Genomic DNA, 16,498 nt, shown 5'->3' with positions numbered 1-16,498 from the left:
ATGCACCCATGAAAAATGCCCTCGCGAAGAGGGCATTCTTGTTTGCGTCGCACGGGGCGGCTCCCCGCGGGTGTTCCGTCAGACCGGAATGACCGCCGTGACCTCGATCTCGACCTTGGCGCGGTGCTCGACCAGCGCCGCCACCTGCACGCAGGTCATGGCCGGGAAGTTGCGGCCCATTGCGTCGCGGTAGACCGGGCCGAGCTCGCCGAGGCGGCGGCTGTATTCGTCGCGGTCGGTCACGTACCAGGTCATGCGCACCATGTGCTCGGGGCCGGCGCCGGCTTCGCGCAGCACTTCGGCGATGTTGCGCAGCGCCAGGCCGCATTGCTCGATGAAGTCGTCCGACTCGAACTGCTGCTGCGCATTCCAACCGATCTGGCCGCCGACGAACACCATGGTGCCGCGTGCGGCCACGCCATTCGCATAGCCCTTGGGGGGCAACCAGCCCGGGGGCTGCAAGAGTTTGTTCATCATGATGGGGTGGTCTCGTTGAGTTGTCTCAGTTTGAACCGCTGGAGCTTGCCGGTCTCGGTGCGCGGCAGCACCGGCACGAACTCGATCTCCCGCGGGTATTTGAAGGGCGCGATGGTGGCCTTCACATGGTCCTGCAGCGCCTTGACGAGCGCGGCATTGCCTTCATGGCCGGGCTTGAGCACGCAGAAGGCCTTCACGATCATGCCGCGGTCGGCGTCGGGCTTGCCGATCACGCCGCACTCGGCCACGGCCGGGTGCTTGAGGAGCGCATCCTCGACCTCGGGTCCGCCGACGTTGTAGCCGGCCGTGATGATCATGTCGTCGGCGCGCGCCTGGTAGAAGAAGTAGCCGTCGTCGTCCTGCACGAAGGAATCGCCGGGGTAGTTCCAGCCGTTCTTCACGTAGTCGGCCTGGCGCGGGTCGTCCAGGTAGCGGCAGCCCACGGGACCCTGCAGCGCCAGCTTGCCGACCGTGCCGCGCGGCACTTCGTTGCCCTGGTCATCCACCACCCTGGCGGTGAAACCGGGCACCACCTTGCCGACCGCGCCGCGGCGCACCTGATCGCCGGCGGCCGAGATGTAGATGTGGAACACCTCGGTGCCGCCGATGCCGTCGAGCATCTCGATGCCGGTGGCTTCCTTCCACAGCTGGCGCGTGGCGTCGGGCAGTGCCTCGCCCGCGCTCACGCAGATGCGCAGGCTCGGCGCGCCGTGCTGCCGCACGAACGGCGCCATCTGGCGATAGAAGGTGGGGGCCGTGTAGCAGATGGTCGCGCCGACCTCGTTGATGAGCTTCACGAGGCCTTCGGGCGTGAACGGCGCATCGGCGAAGTACACCGAGGCGCCGGCCCACATCGGGAACACCAGCAGCCCGCCGAGCCCGAAGGTGAAGGCCAGCGGCGGCGAGCCGATCACGATGTCGTCGCTGCGTGCCTGCAGCACATGGCGCGGCCAGGTTTGGCACATCGCGAGCACGTCGCGGTGCGTGGTGACTGGTGCCTTCGGCTTGCCCGTGGTGCCGGAGGTGAACGCAAGCAGGGCGATGTCGTCCGACGCCGTGGGGCAGGCGGTGAACACGCCGCTCTTGCCGGCCGCGCGTGCCGACAGCGAATCGGGCGCAGCGGGTTTGTTGAACGCGATCACCGATGCGAGCACGGGATGCTCCCGCTGTGCCAGCACGAGCTCGTCGAGCAGGCGCCCGTCGCACAGCGCCGCCACGGGGCGCGCCTTCTCGATGATCTCGCCCAGTTCCTTGGCGCGCAGCAGCGGCATGGTGGCCACCGCGATCAGGCCGGCCTTGACCACCGCGAGCCACGACAGCGCCATGGCTACCGAGTTGCCGCCGCGCAGCAGCACGCGGTTGCCGGGCACGAGGCCGAGGTCTTCGACCAGCACCTGCGCGATGCGGTTGACCTCGACAGCGGCCTGCGAATAGGTCAGCGTGCCGGCGGGCGAACGCAGCATCGGCTTGTCGCCGAAGCCCTTGGCGGGCGCCTTGTCCAGGAGCTCCTCGACCAGATTCAGCTGATCGGGCAGCTGCAGCTCCGGAAGGTCGTAGCGGAAGACCGGCAGCTGCTCGGCGGGCGGCAGGCGGTCGTGAACGAAGCGGTCGACTTGGGCTGACACGATGTTTATCCCCGCAAAACGGATTTGCCGATGATCAGTTGCTGAACCTCCGTCGCGCCTTCGTAGATGCGCAGCGAGCGGATGTCGCGGTAGAGACTTTCAATCTTCGTGCCAACCTTCACGCCAAGGCCGCCGTGCATCTGCAGCGCCATGTCGATCACGCGGCTCGCGTTCTCGGTGGCGCACATCTTGGCCATGGCCGCGGCGGCCGACACGTCGCCCACCGCGGGGGCGCCGCGCTGTTCGGCGTCGTCGCGCATCCATGCGGCGCGGTAGGTGAGCAATGCGGCGCTGTCGATCAGCGCGGCCATCTCGCCGAGCTTGGCCTGCGTGAGCTGGAAATCGGCGAGCGTCTGGCCGAACATGCGCCGGCCTTTCGCATGCGCGATGGCTTCGGCGAGTGCGCGGCGTCCCATGCCCAATGCCGCCGCTGCAACGGAGGCACGGAAGATGTCGAGCGTGCGCATCGCGAGCTTGAAACCACCGTTGAGTTCGCCGAGCTGCGCCGCGCGCGGCACGATGCAGTCCTGGAAGCGCAGCGTGGCGAGCGGGTGCGGCGCCATCACGTCGATGTGCCCGGAGGTGTCGAGGCCGGCGGCGGTTGCATCGACGATGAACGCCGTGATGCCGCGCGTGCCGCCCGCGGAATCGGTCTTGGCGAACAGGCAGTAGAAGTCGGCGATGCCGCCATTGCTGATCCAGGTCTTCTCGCCGTTGAGGCGCCAGCCGTCGGGCATGGCTTCGGCGCGCATGGCCATGGCCGCCACGTCGGAGCCCGCATCGGGTTCGCTGAGAGCAAAGGCCGCGATCTTCTCGCCCTTGCCCACAGCTGTGAGGTAGTGCGACTGCTGCTCGGGCGTGCCCGCGAGCGTGATCGCGCCGCTGCCCAGCCCCTGCATCGCAAACGCGAAGTCCGCCAGCGGCGAGTGGTAGCCGAGCGTCTCGCGCAGCAGCACGAGCGCGCGTGAGTCGAGGCGCTCCAGCGCGCCGCCTGCGCTGCCGGGCACGGCATAGCGCAGCCAGCCGCCGTCGCCGAGGCGGCGCACCCATTCGCGGCAGGCCGCGCGGTCGTCGCGCTCGTCGACTTCCTGCGCGGCGCACCAGGGCAGCAGCTCGCTTGCGAGCGCGCGATGCGCGTCATCGAAGAACGGCAGCGCGAGGTGCGTTGTCGAGGGCGGTGCGGGGATCTTGGCCATCATGACTTCAGTCTCCGCCGAACACGGGCTTGCGCTTGGCCGCAAACGCTTCGTAGGCGCGCTTGAAATCCTCGGTCTGCATGCAGATGGCCTGTGCCTGTGCCTCGGCCTCGATGGCCTGGTCGATGGTCATCGACCACTCCTGCGACAGCATGGTCTTGGTCATGCCGTGCGCGAAGCTCGGGCCTTCGGCCAGCTCGCGCGCTACCTTGGTGGCCGCTTCGAGCAGTGCATCGCTTTCGTGCAGCGCATTGAAGAAGCCCCAGGCCTGGCCTTCCTGTGCCGTCATCGCGCGGCCGGTGAAGAGCAGTTCCGAGGCGCGGCCCTGGCCGATCACGCGCGGCAGCAAGGCGCAGGCACCCATGTCGGCACCGGCCAGGCCGACGCGCGTGAACAGGAAAGCGGTGCGCGTGGCGGGCGAGCCGTAGCGCAGGTCGCAGGCCAGCGCGATCATCGCGCCGGCGCCGGCGCACACGCCGTCGATCGCGCCGACGATCGGCTGCGGGCAATGGCGGATGGCCTTGACCAGGTCGCCGGTCATGCGTGTGAACTCGAGCAGCTCGGGCATGCGCATGCCGGTGAGCGGGCCGATGATCTCGTGCACGTCGCCGCCCGAGCAGAAGTTGCCGCCGGCGCCGGTGACCACGATGGCCTTCACGTCGGTTGCATAGGTCAAGGCGCGGAACAGGTCGCGCAGCTCGGCGTACGAATCGAAGGTCAGCGGGTTCTTGCGCTCGGGGCGGTTCAGCGTGATGGTGCCGACGCCCGCTTCGTAGTGCCATGCGAAGTGCTTCGCCGCGTAAGGCGCCTTGGCCTCGAATTGCGCGTGCATGGGATTGCCCGCGCCGATGTAGTGCTTCATTCGGCCTCCGCCATCTGGCTGTGTGAGTGTTGCTTGACCTTGCCGAGCAGCTTGTGCAGCTGCGCGATCTCCTTGGCGCTGAGCGCCGCGAAGGCATCGACGATCCAGTCTTCGTGCTGCTGCGCCATCTCGTTGAAGAGCTTGCGGCCGCGCGCCGTGAGCCGCACGCGCCAGGCGCGGCGGTCGCCCTCGACGTTGATGCGCTCGACCAGCCCTTCGGTCACGAGCTGGTCGGTGATGCCGGTGACGTTGCCGCCCGTCACCATCATGCGGCGCGACAGCTCGTTCATCTTCAGGCCGTCGGGCGAGCGCTCGAGCTGCGACATCAGGTCGAAGCGCGGCAGCGTGGTGGCGAACTGCGAGCGCAGTTCGTTGCGCACCTGCTTCTCGATCAGCTGGGTGCAGGTGAGCAGCCGCAGCCAGAGGCGCAGGGCCTCGGGGTGCTCGCTGTGGGCGCGTGCTTCGAGGTCCATGTCAGTGCGTCTCCTCGTTGTTGGAGGCAGCCAATGCGGCGTTCGCAGCGGCAGCGATCTGCTGCTGCTTGGCGATCTCGCGGTACATCTGGTCGCGCCCGCTCAGGTACTGCTTCGGCCAGTCGACGTCGCGGCTTTGCAGCTTGGCGGCCTCGTGCAGGGTCCATGCGGGATCGGCAAGGTGCGGGCGGGCGATGGCGCAGAGGTCGGCGCGGCCGGCCGCGATGATGCTGTTGGCCTGGTCGGCGTCGGTGATGGCGCCGACCGCAATGGTCGAGATGCCGACCTCGTTGCGGATGCGGTCCGAGAACGGCGTCTGGTACATGCGGCCGTACACCGGCTTGGCGGTGCGCGTGGTCTGGCCGGAGGACACGTCGATGAAATCGGCGCCGGCTTCCTTGAAGAGGCGCGCCACCACCACGGCATCGGCATCGGTGTTGCCGCCAGGGGCCCAGTCGTGCGCCGAGATGCGCACGCTCATCGGCTTGTCTTGCGGCCAGGCGGCGCGCATCGCGCGGAACACCTCGAGCGGATAGCGGCAGCGCGCTTCGATGTCGCCGCCGTATTCGTCGGTGCGCAGGTTGGTGAGCGGGCTGATGAAGGCCGACAGCAGGTAGCCGTGCGCGCAGTGCAGCTCGAGCCAGTCGAAGCCGCATTCGGCGGCGCGGCGCGTGGACGCCACGAACTGGTCGCGCATGGCGTCCATCTGCTCGCGCGTCATCGCGGCCGGCAGCTGGTTCTGTTCGCCGTAGGCCACCGCGCTGGCGGCCAGCAGCGGCCAGTTGCCGCTTTCGAGCGGCTCGTCGGTGCCTTCCCAGCCCACGCGGGTCGAGCCCTTGGGGCCGCTGTGGCCGAGCTGCATGGCGATCTTGGCGCTCGACTGCGTGTGCACGAAGTCGACGATGCGCTTGAACGCGGCCTGCTGCGCGTCGTTGTACAGGCCCGTGCAGCCGGGGGTGATGCGGCCTTCGGCCGTCGGGCTCGTCATCTCGACGAACACCATGGCGGCGCCGCCGAGCGCGCGGGCGCCCAGGTGCACCAGCAAAAAGTCCTGCGGCACGCCGTCGACCGCGCTGTAGGTGGCCATCGGCGACACCAGGATGCGGTTCTTCAGCGTGAGGCCGCGCACCTGCAGCGGCATCAGCATGGGCGCAACGGGCTTGCCGCCGGCGAGCCACTGCTCGTAGCCGCCGAGCCATTGCGTGTCGCGCACACGCAGGTTCTCGTGGCTGATGCGCTGGGAGCGCGTGAGCAGCGAATAAGCGAACTGCTCGATCTGCATGCCGGTGTAGCGCGGTACGTTCTCGAACCATTCGGTGGAGTTGCGCGCGGCGTTCTGGATCTTGAGCACCTCGACGCTGCGGCGCGCCTCGTAGCCCTCGAGCACGTGGTCGACGGTGCCGCCCTGCGCGAATTCGTTGGCCAGGTCGATCGCGTCTTCCAGCGCGAGCTTGGTGCCCGAGCCGATCGAGAAGTGCGCCGTGTGCGCCGCGTCGCCCATCAGCACCACGGGCACCGAGCGGCCCTCGACATCGATGCGGTGGGTCCAGCGCTCGCACACCACGCGCGGAAATCGGATCCAGTTGGCCGAGCCGCGCAGGTGCGTGGCATTGCTGATGAGCGAATGGCCGCCCAGGTACTTGGCGAACAGCTTCTCGCAGAAGGCGATGGCCTCGGGCTGCTCCATCTGGTCGAGGCCGTGGGCTTTCCACACGGCCTCGGGCGTCTCGACGATGAAGGTCGAGGTCTTGTCGTCGAACTGGTAGGCGTGGGCCTGGAACCAGCCGTGCTCGGTCTGTTCGAAGGCGAAGGTGAAGGCGTCGAAGGTCTGGTGCGTGCCCAGCCACACGAAGCGGCAGTTGCGAAGGTCGACGTCGGGCTTGAACACGTCGGCATAGCGCTGGCGGATGCGGCTGTTCAGGCCGTCGCTCGCAATCACCAGGTCGGCGTTGTACTGGGCGGCGATCGCCTGGTCGTCGGTGGCGTCGGTCTCGAAGACCAGCTTCACGCCGAGCGCGAGACAGCGCTCCTGCAGGATGTTCAGGAGGCGCTTGCGGCCGATGCCGCAGAAGCCATGGCCGCCCGAGCGCACCTGCCGGCCCTTGAAGAACACCTGGATGTCGTCCCAGTGGTGGAACTCGCTGCCGATCAGCGCCGCGGTCTCGGCGTCGGCCGCGCGCAGGTTGGCGAGCGTCTGGTCGCTGAGCACCACGCCCCAGCCGAAGGTGTCGAAGGGGCGGTTGCGCTCCACCACGGTGATCTCGAGCGCGGGATTGCGCGCCTTCATCAGCAGCGCGAAGTACAGGCCCGCGGGGCCGCCGCCGATGCACAGGATGCGTTGAAGGTCCATGGCGGGTGCGGCAGGGGAGCCGGTGGTTAGGCTGTTCATGGTTGAATAGTTTAAGCATAAACAATCTGGTGTCAACGGGGCCATCCCCAGCGGGGTACCCGGGGCGCGGCGGGTGTCATGCAAAAAATCGAAAAAATCAATACCATCACCTCACCATGCAAAGCTTGATACCCAAGATCGAGTCGCAGCTTGCGTCGCTGCCCGTGCCCATCGCGCTGGAATTGCCTGATGGCCGAAGAGTTGCCAAGCCGGGGTCGCGTGTCACCCTGGCGTTCAGCGAGTGGTCGGCGCTGGCCAAGCTGGCGGCGCACCAGGTGGGGGCCATCGGCGAGGCCTACGTCGAAGGCCGGGTGCAGATCGAAGGCGCGATGCGCGACCTGATCGACGCCACCGTCGGCATGCTGCCGGGTAACCCGGCGGAGACCAACACCACCTGGTGGACCCGCCTGATGCGGCTGGCCAAGTCCCACAGCTCGCATTCGCTGCACAAGGATGCCGAGCAGATCCAGTTCCACTACGACGTTTCCGACGACTTCTACGCGCTGTGGCTCGATCCGCGCCGGGTGTATTCGTGTGCGTACTTTCGCACCCCCGGGCTGACGCTGGCAGAGGCCCAGGAGGCCAAGCTGGACCACATCTGCCGCAAGCTCATGCTGCAGCCCGGCGAGCGTTTTCTCGACATCGGCTCCGGCTGGGGCGGGCTGCTGCTGTGGGCGGCGGAGCACTACGGCGTCGACGCCACCGGCATCACGCTGTCGAAGAACCAGCATGCGCACGTGCAGCGCCTGATCCAGGAAAAGGGACTGCAGGGCCGCGTGCGGGTGGAGCTGCGCGACTACCGCGAACTTTCCGCTGACGCGCCCTTCGACAAGATCGCATCGGTGGGCATGTTCGAGCATGTGGGCGCGGCCAACATGCCCACCTATTTCCGCAAGATCCATTCGCTGCTCAAGCCCGGTGGGCTGGTGCTGAACCACGGCATCACCTCGGGCCAGCTCGACTACCGCCAGCTGGGCGCGGGCATGGGCGACTTCATCGAGAAGTACATCTTTCCGGGCGGCGAGCTGCTGCACGTGACGCATGTGCTGCGCGAGACGGCGGCCGCGGGCCTGGAGATGGTCGATACCGAAAGCCTGCGCCCGCACTATGCGCGCACGCTGTGGGCCTGGTCGGACGCGCTGGAGTCGCAGCTGGACACGGCGCGCGAGGTGCTCGCGCGCGCGGGCGGGCGGCAGGGCGAGAATGCCGAGCGCATCCTGCGCGCCTACCGCCTCTACCTGGCGGGCTCGGCCATGAGCTTCGAGCAGGGCTGGATCTCACTGCACCAGATGCTTTCGACCAAGCCCGACGGCCGGGTCGAGCATGGTGTTTTGCGCGGTTCGCAATCGGTGTACCCTTTTGCCCGTGACTACATCTACAAGTGAGTGAGAACAACCATGCTGTACCGATTCCAGTCCCGGGCCTCCCCTGACTTCGTGATGCTGGAGGTGCATGCCCGCCAGCTGTTCGACATCATCGGCAAGGCACCCGCGCCGCAAGGCATCGTCACGGTCGAGCAGATCCCGGGCGCCATTGCGGCGCTCGAGTCCGCGCTGGCGCGCGAGGCCAGCAACCCGCACAACCACGACGACTACGCCGTCGAAGGCCACGCCAACGAGGCCGAGAAGCAGCACGTGGGCCTGCACCAGCGCGCAGCCCCGCTGCTCCACATGCTCAGGGACTCCCTGGCCGAGAAAAAAGACGTGACCTGGAAGACCTGAGCGCCTGTCTTTTTGTTTCGAGGAGCGCCGCGGAACCGGCTTCGCCGGGCCGCAGGCGCTGCCCCCTGCAAGGGGGAGGGAGAAGCGACACGAAGTGCGCGAAGCCTGGGGGTTAGTCCACTTTCGCGCCGGAGTCCTTCACCACCTTCGCCCACTTCACGTGCTCGCTGGCAATCAGCTTGGCGAAGTCGGCTGGCGAATTGCCGCTCGGGATGGCGCCCTGGGCGAGCATCTTTTCCTTGATGGCGGGGGTGCCGAGCGACTTGGCCACCTCCTGCTGGATCCGGTTCACGATCTCGGGCGAGGTGCCGGCCGGCGCCAGCAGGCCGAACCACGAGCTCGCCTCGAAGCCCTTGAGCGACGGACCGCCCGCTTCCTCGACCGTCGGAATGTCGGGCAGCGCCGGCGAACGCTTGGCGCTGGTCACGGCCAGGGCCGTGAGCTTGCCGCCCTTGATCTGCGCCATCGACGAGGGCAGGTTGTCGAACATCACGTCGGCATTGCCGCCCACCATGTCCAGCAGCGCCGGGCCCGAGCCCTTGTACGGGATGTGGGCCATGAAGGTGCCGGTCATGCTCTTGAAAAGCTCGCCCGCCAGGTGGATCGAGGTGCCGCTGCCGCTCGAGGCCATGTTGAGCTTGCCGGGATTGGCCTTGGCGTACTTGATGAAGTCCTGCACGTTGTGGATGTTCAGCGCCTTGGCCTTGTCGGCGTTCATTTCCATCACGTTCGGCACGGCCGCCACCAGCGTGATCGGCACGAAATCCTTGATCGGGTCGAATGGCAGCTTGGGATAGAGCGCGCGGTTGATGCCGTGCGTGCCGACCGTGCCCATCAGGAGCGTATAGCCGTCGTTCGGCGCGCGCGCCACGATCTCGGCGCCCACGTTGCCGCCCGCGCCCGCGCGGTTGTCGACGATGAACTGCTGGCCGAAGGCCTTCGACAGTTCGGGCGCAACGGCGCGCGCCAGGATGTCGGTGGTGCCGCCGGCCGCAAAGGGCACGACGATGCGCACCGGCTTGGTCGGCCAGGTGCTCTGGGCCCAGGAAGGAGTGGCTGCGAGGGCGATGGCGGCGGCGGAAGCCGCCAGTGCGGCGCGGCGGTTCGTCTTGAAATTTGAAGAAGAGGTCATGCGGGCGTTTGTACAGGGGAACCGCCGCGCGCATGGCGGGTAAAAACCCCGTGGGGCGCCGGTCTATGCCACCTGCATGCGCTCGGCAAAACGCTCGCTGCGAAAGCGCTCGAGCACGAAGTCGATGAACACGCGGGTCTTCGCGGGCAGCAGCTTCTTGCTCGGGTAGTAGAGCCAGACCGCGCCCGCATCGAAGTGCCACTCGGGCAGCAGCCGCACCAGCTCGCCGCTGCGAAGCCCGCGTTCGACGAAGGGCATCGGCAGCATGGCGACGCCCAGGCCCATCAGCGCGGCATGCGCAATGGCTTCGGGGTCGTTGAAGATCGCGCGCGGCCGCGGCAGTTCCACCGTGGCCTGGTCGCCGCCCGCGTGCTGCAGCGTCCAGCTGCGAAGCCGGCCGGTGGGCGAGGAGCGCCGCAGCAGGGCGTCCAGCTGCGCCAGTTCCGCGGGCTGCGCCGGCAGCGCGCGGCCTGCCAGGTAGGCCGGGGCGGCCACCGCCACCACATGGATGCGCGCCAGTTCGCGCGCCACCACGCCGGGCGAGAGCTCGATGCCGCCGCCGATGGCCGCGTCGAAGCCTTCGCCCACGAGGTCCACCTGCTGGTTGTCGAAGTGCCAGTCGGGCAGGATGGACGGATAGCGGGCCAGGAAGTCGCCCATCATCGGCAGCACATGCTCGCGGCCGAAGGCCTGGCCCATGCTCACCTTGAGCGTGCCGGCGGGCTGGCCGTCGTCCTTCGAGAGCCCGGCCACCGCGTCCTGCAGCGTGGCAAGGGCACCGCCGATCTGGCCGAGAAAACGCTCGCCGCCCTCCGTCAGCGTGAGGCGGCGGGTGCTGCGCTGGAACAGCCGCACGCCCAGCCGCGCTTCGAGCCGCGCGACGTTCTTGCTGACCGCGGCCGGCGTGAGCCCGAGCCGGCGGGCGGCGGCCGAGAAGCTGCCGCTTTCGGCGCTCTGCACGAAGGACTGGAGGTGATTGAGCGGTTCCATGGGCCTATTTTCAATCAATAGTTGAATCTGATTGGACCGATTGATGGCTACCGAAACGGTAATGGAATCCCGACACTGAAGGTCTTCCACCTCACAACCGATAGGAAAACATCACCATGGCTCTCAGCAAATCCACTTCCCCCGTGCTCGCGGGCAAGGTCGCTTTCGTCACCGGCGGCTCGCGCGGCATCGGTGCCGCCATCGTGCGCCGCCTGGCCGAGGACGGCGCCGCCGTTGCCTTCAGCTATGCGAGTTCGAGCGCGCCGGCCGACGAACTCGTGCGCAGCCTCGAGGCCGAAGGCGGCCACGCGCTGGCGCTGAAGATCGACAGCGCCGACGCTGCCGCGCTCACCGCCGGCATCGACGAGGCCGCGCGCAAGCTCGGCCGCATCGATGTGCTGGTCAACAACGCCGGCGTCTTCCTGCCCGGCACCATCGACGATTTCTCGCTCGAGGATTTCGACCGCACGCTGGACATCAACGTGCGCGCCGTGTTCGTGGCGGCCAAGGCGGCCGTGCGCCACATGGGCGAAGGCGGCCGCATCATCAACATCGGCAGCACCAACGCCGAGCGCATGCCCTGGCCCGGCGGCAGCGCCTATGCCATGAGCAAGTCGGCGCTCAAGGGCCTGGTGCAGGGCCTGTCGCGCGACCTCGGCCCGCGCGGCATCACGGTCAACAACGTGCAGCCCGGCCCGGTCAACACCGACATGAACCCGGTCGACGGCCCCAATGCCGCCGCGATGCACGGCCTGATGGCGCTGGCCCGCCACGCGCGCCCCGAGGAAATCGCCGGCATGGTGGCCTACCTCGCGAGCCCCGAGGCCGCCTTCGTGACGGGCGCCAGCCTCAACATCGACGGCGGTTTCGCCGCTTGATGGCTACTCCGCGCGCTGGACGGCGGCAATGAGCTTGTCCAGGGTGGCATCGAGGCGGGCGAGCTCGTCAGCCTCGATGCCCTCGAACAGCGCGGCCTCGCGCTGCCGGCCCAGCATGCCGACGGTTTCGTGCAGCGCCTTGCCCGCCGCCGTGAGGTAGAGCCGGCTGCGGCGCCGGTCGGTGGGGTCGCCCAGGAGCTGCACGCGCTTGTGGCGCTTCAGGCCGGCCAGGGCGCGGCTCACCGCCATCTTGTCGAGCCCGGTGAAATCGGCGATCTGCGTGGCATTGAGCCCCGGCTGCGCGCCGAGCACCGCCATGGCACGCCATTCGTTGAGCGTGAGGTGGTGCTCGCGGCCCACCTTCTCGTGGAAGGGCCGCGCCGTGAGGTTGACCACCCGCACCAGCTTGAAGAACAGCGGGTCCATGGCGCGGCGCGGTTCAGCCCAGCAGTTTTCTCGCCGCGGCCGCGATGGCTTCGGCGCCGACGCGCGATTGCGCCTCCAGCACCGGCGCATAGCCGACCGGAATGCGCGGCGCGCCGAGCCGCGCCACGCGGCAGCCCGTGGCCTCCGCGGCGCTGGCGGCAATCTCGGCACCGAAGCCGGCCACCTGCACCGCCTCGTGCACCACCAGCAGCCGCTGGGTGCGCGCGCACGACGCGAGCACCGTCTCGCGGTCCCAGGGCCAGAGCGTGCGCAGGTCGATCAGGTCGACCGCGATGCCTTCGGCCGCCAGCGCGTCGCAGGCCGCGGCGCAGGCCTGCATCTGCCGGCTCCAGCTCGCGAGCGTGAGCGCATTGCCTTCGCGCACGCGCCGCGCCTTGCCGAGCGGCACGGCGATGTCTTCGTCGACCTCGCCGCGCAGGCCCCACAGCGTCTTGTGCTCGATGTAGACCACCGGGTCGCCGCACGCGAGCGCGGCGCGCAGGAGGCCGTAGTTGTCCTGCGGCGTCGACGGGCTCACCACCACCAGGCCGGGCAGATGCGCGAACCAGGCCTCGAGCGACTGCGAGTGCTGCGCGGCCGAGGCGTCCCAGATGCCGCCGGGCATGCGCGCCACCAGCGGCACGCGGCCCTGGCCGCCGAACATGAAGCGGTTCTTGGCGGCCTGGTTCACCAGCTCGTCCATGCCGCAGAGCGCGAAGTCGACCACGCGCATCTCGACCACGGGCCGCAGGCCCGCGAGCGCCATGCCCACGCCGGCGCCCATGATCGCGGCCTCGCTGATCGGCGTGTCGATCACGCGCTCGTCGCCGAAGGCCTGCTGCAGGCCCTTGTACTGGCCGAAGATGCCGCCGCGGCCCACGTCCTCGCCGAGCACCACCACGCGCGGGTCGGCTTCCATTTCGCGCTGGATTGCGAGCACGGCGGCCTCGGAGTAACTCAAATCCTTCAATACCATTGGCCTGCCCCCGTGGTCTGCACGTCGGTGAACGCGGCACTCGGCTCGGGCCAGGGCGCCGCGTTGGCGATGGCGAGGGCGGTATCGACCTCGTCGCGCGCGGCATTCTCGATGGCATCCAGCGCCGCGGCGGCCACGCCCATGTCCAGCAGCTGCCCGCGCGCCCGCGCGATCGGATCGGTCTCGATCGCGGCCGCCAGTTCGGCCGGATCGCGATAGGCCGCGAGGTCGACCGACACATGCCCCTTCACACGGTAGGTCAGCGCATGCAGCAGCCGCGGTCCGCCGCCGCTGCGCACTTCGGCGACCAGCCGCGCGGCGGTTCCGTGCACCGCGAACACGTCGTTGCCATCGACCTGCGTGGCCGCGATGTCCATCGACGCGGCGCGTGCCGACGCGCCCTCGCCGGCCGTCATCGGGCCGCTCGCGGTGGTGGCGCTCCAGCGGTTGTCCTCGCAGACGAAGAGCACCGGCAGGCTGTACACGCGCGCCCAGTTCAACGCTTCGAGGAAGGGGCCGCGGTTGATGGCGCCGTCGCCGAAGAAGCAGACCGTGATGTCGCCATTTTTCCTGAGCAGCTTCTGCGCATGCGCCGCGCCCACCGCAATCGGCAGCCCCGCGGCCACCACGCCGTTCGCGCCCAGCATGCCGACCGAGAAGTCCGCGATGTGCATCGAGCCGCCCTTGCCGCCGTTGAAGCCGGTGGCCTTGCCGAACAGCTCGCACATCATGCGGGCGAGGTCGGCGCCCTTGGCCAGCGTGTGGCCGTGGCCGCGGTGCGTGGAGGTGAGGTAGTCGCTCGTGCGCAGATGCGCGCAGACGCCCGCGGGCACCGCCTCCTGGCCGGTCGAAAGATGCAGCGGGCCGCGCACCTTGGCGGCACCGGCGGCCTGCTGGCCATAGGCGCTCACGCCGCCCTGGCTCGCGGTTTCGGCGGCGTTTTCGAAGGCGCGGATGCGCACCATGGCGCGGTACAGCGCCGTGCCTGAATTGCTCGGGTCCATCTTGTCTCCAGCGCCTTTGACGAGGGCGTTCCGGCAAAAATCGTATCAAGCGTGACGATATCGCCTCACAGGGCTTACCCCTCTCATGCGCCGGCAGCGGAAGTCTGAGAATGATTCTCAAATGCATCGGTAGAATGGCGCCCCCGTCCGCACGATTCCTTTGCGGCTGCTGCCCCTGTCGACCGAAGCAGCGCCGGCCCCCAGCCTTTCCCATGCACAAGTTCTTTCTGGCAACGCCTCTCGCGCTCGCGGGGGCCTTTTCCCACGCCCAAACCACCGATCCCGCCGCCGATCCCGCCGCCGAGGCGCGCGGGCAGCTCGGTACCGTCACGGTGGAATCCAGCGCGACCACCGGCTTCGTCGCCAACACGGTGGAGGCCGGCACCTTCCGCGGCGCCGGCATCATGGACGTGCCCGCCACGGTCAACACCGTCACGCGCGAGGTGCTGGAGCTGCAGGGCGCGGCCAGCATCTACGAGGCGCTGCGCAACACGGCCGGCGTGACGCGCCAGCAGAACGGCGGCGACACCTTCGACCAGCTCGTGATCCGCGGCATCGCGGTGGAGAACCGCACGAACTACCGGCTCAACGGCTCGCTCGCAATTCCCAACGTCTCCGAGATTCCGATGGAGAACAAGGAGCGCGTCGAGGTGCTGAAGGGCGCATCGGCGCTCTACTACGGCTTCACCACGCCGGCGGGCATCGTCAACCTCGTGACCAAGCGCGCCGGCAGCACGCCCGTGAGCACCGTCGGCCTCACGCTCGACGACCGCGGCTCGGCGCAGGCGCTGCTCGACCTCGGACGGCAGTTCGGCGACCAGAAGCAGTACGGGCTGCGCATCAACGCGGCCGGCGGGCGCATCGGTTCCAACATCGACGGCGTGGACGGCCACCGCAGGTTCGTGTCGGCCGCGTTCGACTGGCGGGTCAACAGCCGGCTCACGCTGAAGGCCGACGTCGAGAACTACCGCAAGCGCATCACCGAGCAGGCCGGCATCACCCGGCTCGCGGCCGTCAACGGCGTGATCGCGCTGCCCGCCCTGCCCAACCCCGACAAGCTGCTCGGGCCGCCGTGGGCCGTGTTCGACGCCGAGGTCACCAACACGCAACTGCGCGCCGACTATTCGCTCGGAGGCGACTGGGCATTGACTGTGGAAGCCGGCCACTCCGAAGCCGAGCGCGACCGCCGGCTGGCAAGCTTCAGCAACTACAACGTGCTGACCGGCGCCGGCCGCATCACCGGCAACGACCAGAGCCTGAAGCAGACCTCCGACCTGCTGCGCACCGAGCTGTTCGGCACCTTCTCGACCGGCAGCGTGCAGCACGAGCTCACGCTCGGCGCCGCGCGCAGCAAGAAGACGCAGGACCCGATCTTCCAGCGCAACTACGGCGGCGCCGGCACCGTGCAGAACCTGTACAACCCGGTGCCCATCGGCTATTTGCCGCTGACGGCGCGGCCGGCCCGGCCCACCACCGGCGCCCAGGAGAGCGAGGAGCTCGGGCTCTATGCGCTCGACCGCATCACCTTCTCGCCGCAGTGGCAGCTGGTGGCGGGCCTGCGCCGCACCCACTACGAGAGCACGCAGGGCGCGGGCGCCACGATCCCGTCGCTTGCCTACGACGTGCGCAAGACCACGCCGCTCGCGGCGCTGAGCTACAGGTTCACGCCCGCGCTGGTGGGCTACGTCTCCTATGCGGAGGGCGTGGAGGAAGGCGAGATCGCACCGGCCGGCACCGCCAACCAGAACGCCCACATGCCGCCCGGCGTGAGCAAGCAGAAGGAAATCGGCCTGCGCTGGCTCACCGACGGCGGCATGCTGCTGTCGGGCGCGCTGTTCGACATCGAACGCCCCGGCGCCTACACCAACAGCGCCAACACCTTCGTGGCCGACGGCCGCCAGCGCTACCGCGGACTTGAAATTTCGGCGCAGGGCCGCCTGACGCGCGCGCTCGCCTGGCAGCTGTCGGCCCAGTCGCTCGATGCCGAGTTCCGCGGCATCAACGCGCAATACAACGGCAAGATGCCCGAGAACACCGCCAGGCAAACGGCCAGTGCCTTCCTCTCGTACGACATTGCCGCGGTGCCGGGCCTGTCGGTCAACGCGGGCGCCTACTACACGGGGCGCCGGCCGGTTGACGACCTGAACCAGGCCTTCATCGGCGGCAACACCCTCTTCGGCCTGGGCGCGCGCTACGTGACGCAGCTGTTCGGCAAGCGCACGCTGTGGCAGGTCAACATCGACAACGTGGTCGACAAGCGCTACTGGGCGGCGGCCGGCACCCGGCTGGCCGTGGGCGCGCCGCGCAGCATCAAGGCGACGCTCAAGGTCGACCTTTGAACGCATCCGC

General features: G+C 68.7%; 15 protein-coding genes. 4 read left to right on the top strand and 11 right to left on the bottom strand.

The window, feature by feature from the left end:
- Nucleotides 1-78: 78 nt before the first annotated feature.
- Genes ACAM58_RS25110 through ACAM58_RS25085 form a run of 6 tightly spaced genes read right to left on the bottom strand, consistent with a single transcriptional unit; the run spans nucleotide 79 to nucleotide 6,983 of the window.
- Nucleotides 79-477, bottom strand: a complete 399-nt coding sequence (locus tag ACAM58_RS25110) for a RidA family protein (RefSeq protein WP_369663747.1) — start codon at nucleotides 475-477, stop codon at nucleotides 79-81.
- Nucleotides 474-2,102, bottom strand: a complete 1,629-nt coding sequence (locus tag ACAM58_RS25105; protein WP_369663746.1) for an AMP-binding protein — start codon at nucleotides 2,100-2,102, stop codon at nucleotides 474-476. Before ACAM58_RS25105 ends, ACAM58_RS25110 begins: the two co-directional genes overlap by 4 nt.
- A 5-nt stretch (nucleotides 2,103-2,107) precedes the next feature.
- Nucleotides 2,108-3,301, bottom strand: a complete 1,194-nt coding sequence (locus ACAM58_RS25100) for an acyl-CoA dehydrogenase family protein (RefSeq protein WP_369663745.1) — start codon at nucleotides 3,299-3,301, stop codon at nucleotides 2,108-2,110.
- Between the two features lie 4 nt (nucleotides 3,302-3,305).
- On the bottom strand, nucleotides 3,306-4,160 hold the full coding sequence (locus ACAM58_RS25095) for an enoyl-CoA hydratase family protein (protein ID WP_018905174.1): 855 nt from the start codon (nucleotides 4,158-4,160) through the stop codon (nucleotides 3,306-3,308).
- Complete coding sequence (locus ACAM58_RS25090) at nucleotides 4,157-4,633, bottom strand: MarR family winged helix-turn-helix transcriptional regulator (protein ID WP_015867787.1); 477 nt, start codon at nucleotides 4,631-4,633, stop codon at nucleotides 4,157-4,159. Before ACAM58_RS25090 ends, ACAM58_RS25095 begins: the two co-directional genes overlap by 4 nt.
- Before the next feature lies 1 nt (nucleotide 4,634).
- A complete protein-coding gene (locus tag ACAM58_RS25085) occupies nucleotides 4,635-6,983 on the bottom strand; it encodes a bifunctional salicylyl-CoA 5-hydroxylase/oxidoreductase (RefSeq protein WP_369663744.1) in 2,349 nt (782 codons plus the stop codon).
- Nucleotides 6,984-7,138: 155 nt separating this feature from the next.
- Here ACAM58_RS25085 and ACAM58_RS25080 point away from each other — a divergent pair, with 155 nt between their 5' ends.
- Complete coding sequence (locus ACAM58_RS25080) at nucleotides 7,139-8,407, top strand: cyclopropane-fatty-acyl-phospholipid synthase family protein (protein ID WP_062364129.1); 1,269 nt, start codon at nucleotides 7,139-7,141, stop codon at nucleotides 8,405-8,407.
- A gap of 12 nt (nucleotides 8,408-8,419) precedes the next feature.
- Nucleotides 8,420-8,743, top strand: coding sequence for a DUF1840 domain-containing protein (locus ACAM58_RS25075; protein WP_015867784.1), 324 nt, complete (start codon nucleotides 8,420-8,422; stop codon nucleotides 8,741-8,743).
- A 112-nt stretch (nucleotides 8,744-8,855) separates the two neighbouring features.
- Here the strand turns inward: ACAM58_RS25075 and ACAM58_RS25070 are convergent, their stop codons facing one another.
- Together ACAM58_RS25070 and ACAM58_RS25065 are read right to left on the bottom strand one after the other, a co-directional pair.
- Nucleotides 8,856-9,875 carry a tripartite tricarboxylate transporter substrate binding protein gene (locus ACAM58_RS25070; protein ID WP_018905171.1) on the bottom strand — a complete coding sequence of 340 codons (1,020 nt, stop codon included), beginning with the start codon at nucleotides 9,873-9,875 and terminating at the stop codon, nucleotides 8,856-8,858.
- Between the two features lie 63 nt (nucleotides 9,876-9,938).
- Complete coding sequence (locus tag ACAM58_RS25065; protein WP_062364132.1) at nucleotides 9,939-10,865, bottom strand: LysR family transcriptional regulator; 927 nt, start codon at nucleotides 10,863-10,865, stop codon at nucleotides 9,939-9,941.
- 116 nt (nucleotides 10,866-10,981) lie between these two features.
- On the opposite strand from ACAM58_RS25065, the gene ACAM58_RS25060 reads away from it, so the two are divergent.
- Nucleotides 10,982-11,743 (top strand): SDR family oxidoreductase, encoded by a 762-nt coding sequence (locus ACAM58_RS25060; protein ID WP_369663743.1) that lies wholly within the window; start codon nucleotides 10,982-10,984, stop codon nucleotides 11,741-11,743.
- A 3-nt stretch (nucleotides 11,744-11,746) separates the two neighbouring features.
- Here ACAM58_RS25060 and ACAM58_RS25055 read toward each other — a convergent pair whose 3' ends face one another.
- From ACAM58_RS25055 to ACAM58_RS25045, 3 genes are read right to left on the bottom strand one after another with little or no spacing between them, the layout of a single operon-like run.
- Nucleotides 11,747-12,169: a MarR family winged helix-turn-helix transcriptional regulator gene (locus ACAM58_RS25055; RefSeq protein ID WP_369663742.1), complete on the bottom strand. Its 423-nt coding sequence runs from the start codon at nucleotides 12,167-12,169 to the stop codon at nucleotides 11,747-11,749.
- 13 nt (nucleotides 12,170-12,182) lie between these two features.
- Nucleotides 12,183-13,145, bottom strand: coding sequence for an alpha-ketoacid dehydrogenase subunit beta (locus ACAM58_RS25050; RefSeq protein WP_369663741.1), 963 nt, complete (start codon nucleotides 13,143-13,145; stop codon nucleotides 12,183-12,185).
- Nucleotides 13,136-14,149 carry a thiamine pyrophosphate-dependent dehydrogenase E1 component subunit alpha gene (locus ACAM58_RS25045; RefSeq protein WP_369663740.1) on the bottom strand — a complete coding sequence of 338 codons (1,014 nt, stop codon included), beginning with the start codon at nucleotides 14,147-14,149 and terminating at the stop codon, nucleotides 13,136-13,138. Before ACAM58_RS25045 ends, ACAM58_RS25050 begins: the two co-directional genes overlap by 10 nt.
- Before the next feature lie 212 nt (nucleotides 14,150-14,361).
- Between ACAM58_RS25045 and ACAM58_RS25040 the strand changes: the two genes are divergently transcribed.
- Complete coding sequence (locus ACAM58_RS25040) at nucleotides 14,362-16,488, top strand: TonB-dependent siderophore receptor (protein WP_369663739.1); 2,127 nt, start codon at nucleotides 14,362-14,364, stop codon at nucleotides 16,486-16,488.
- The last annotated feature ends 10 nt before the right edge of the window (nucleotides 16,489-16,498 follow it).

It is taken from the genome of Variovorax sp. V116 (assembly GCF_041154435.1).
Taxonomy (GTDB): domain Bacteria; phylum Pseudomonadota; class Gammaproteobacteria; order Burkholderiales; family Burkholderiaceae_C; genus Variovorax; species Variovorax paradoxus.
The sequence above is the reverse complement of the archived record's forward strand: the minus strand, read 5'-3'. Positions and strand labels throughout refer to the sequence as shown.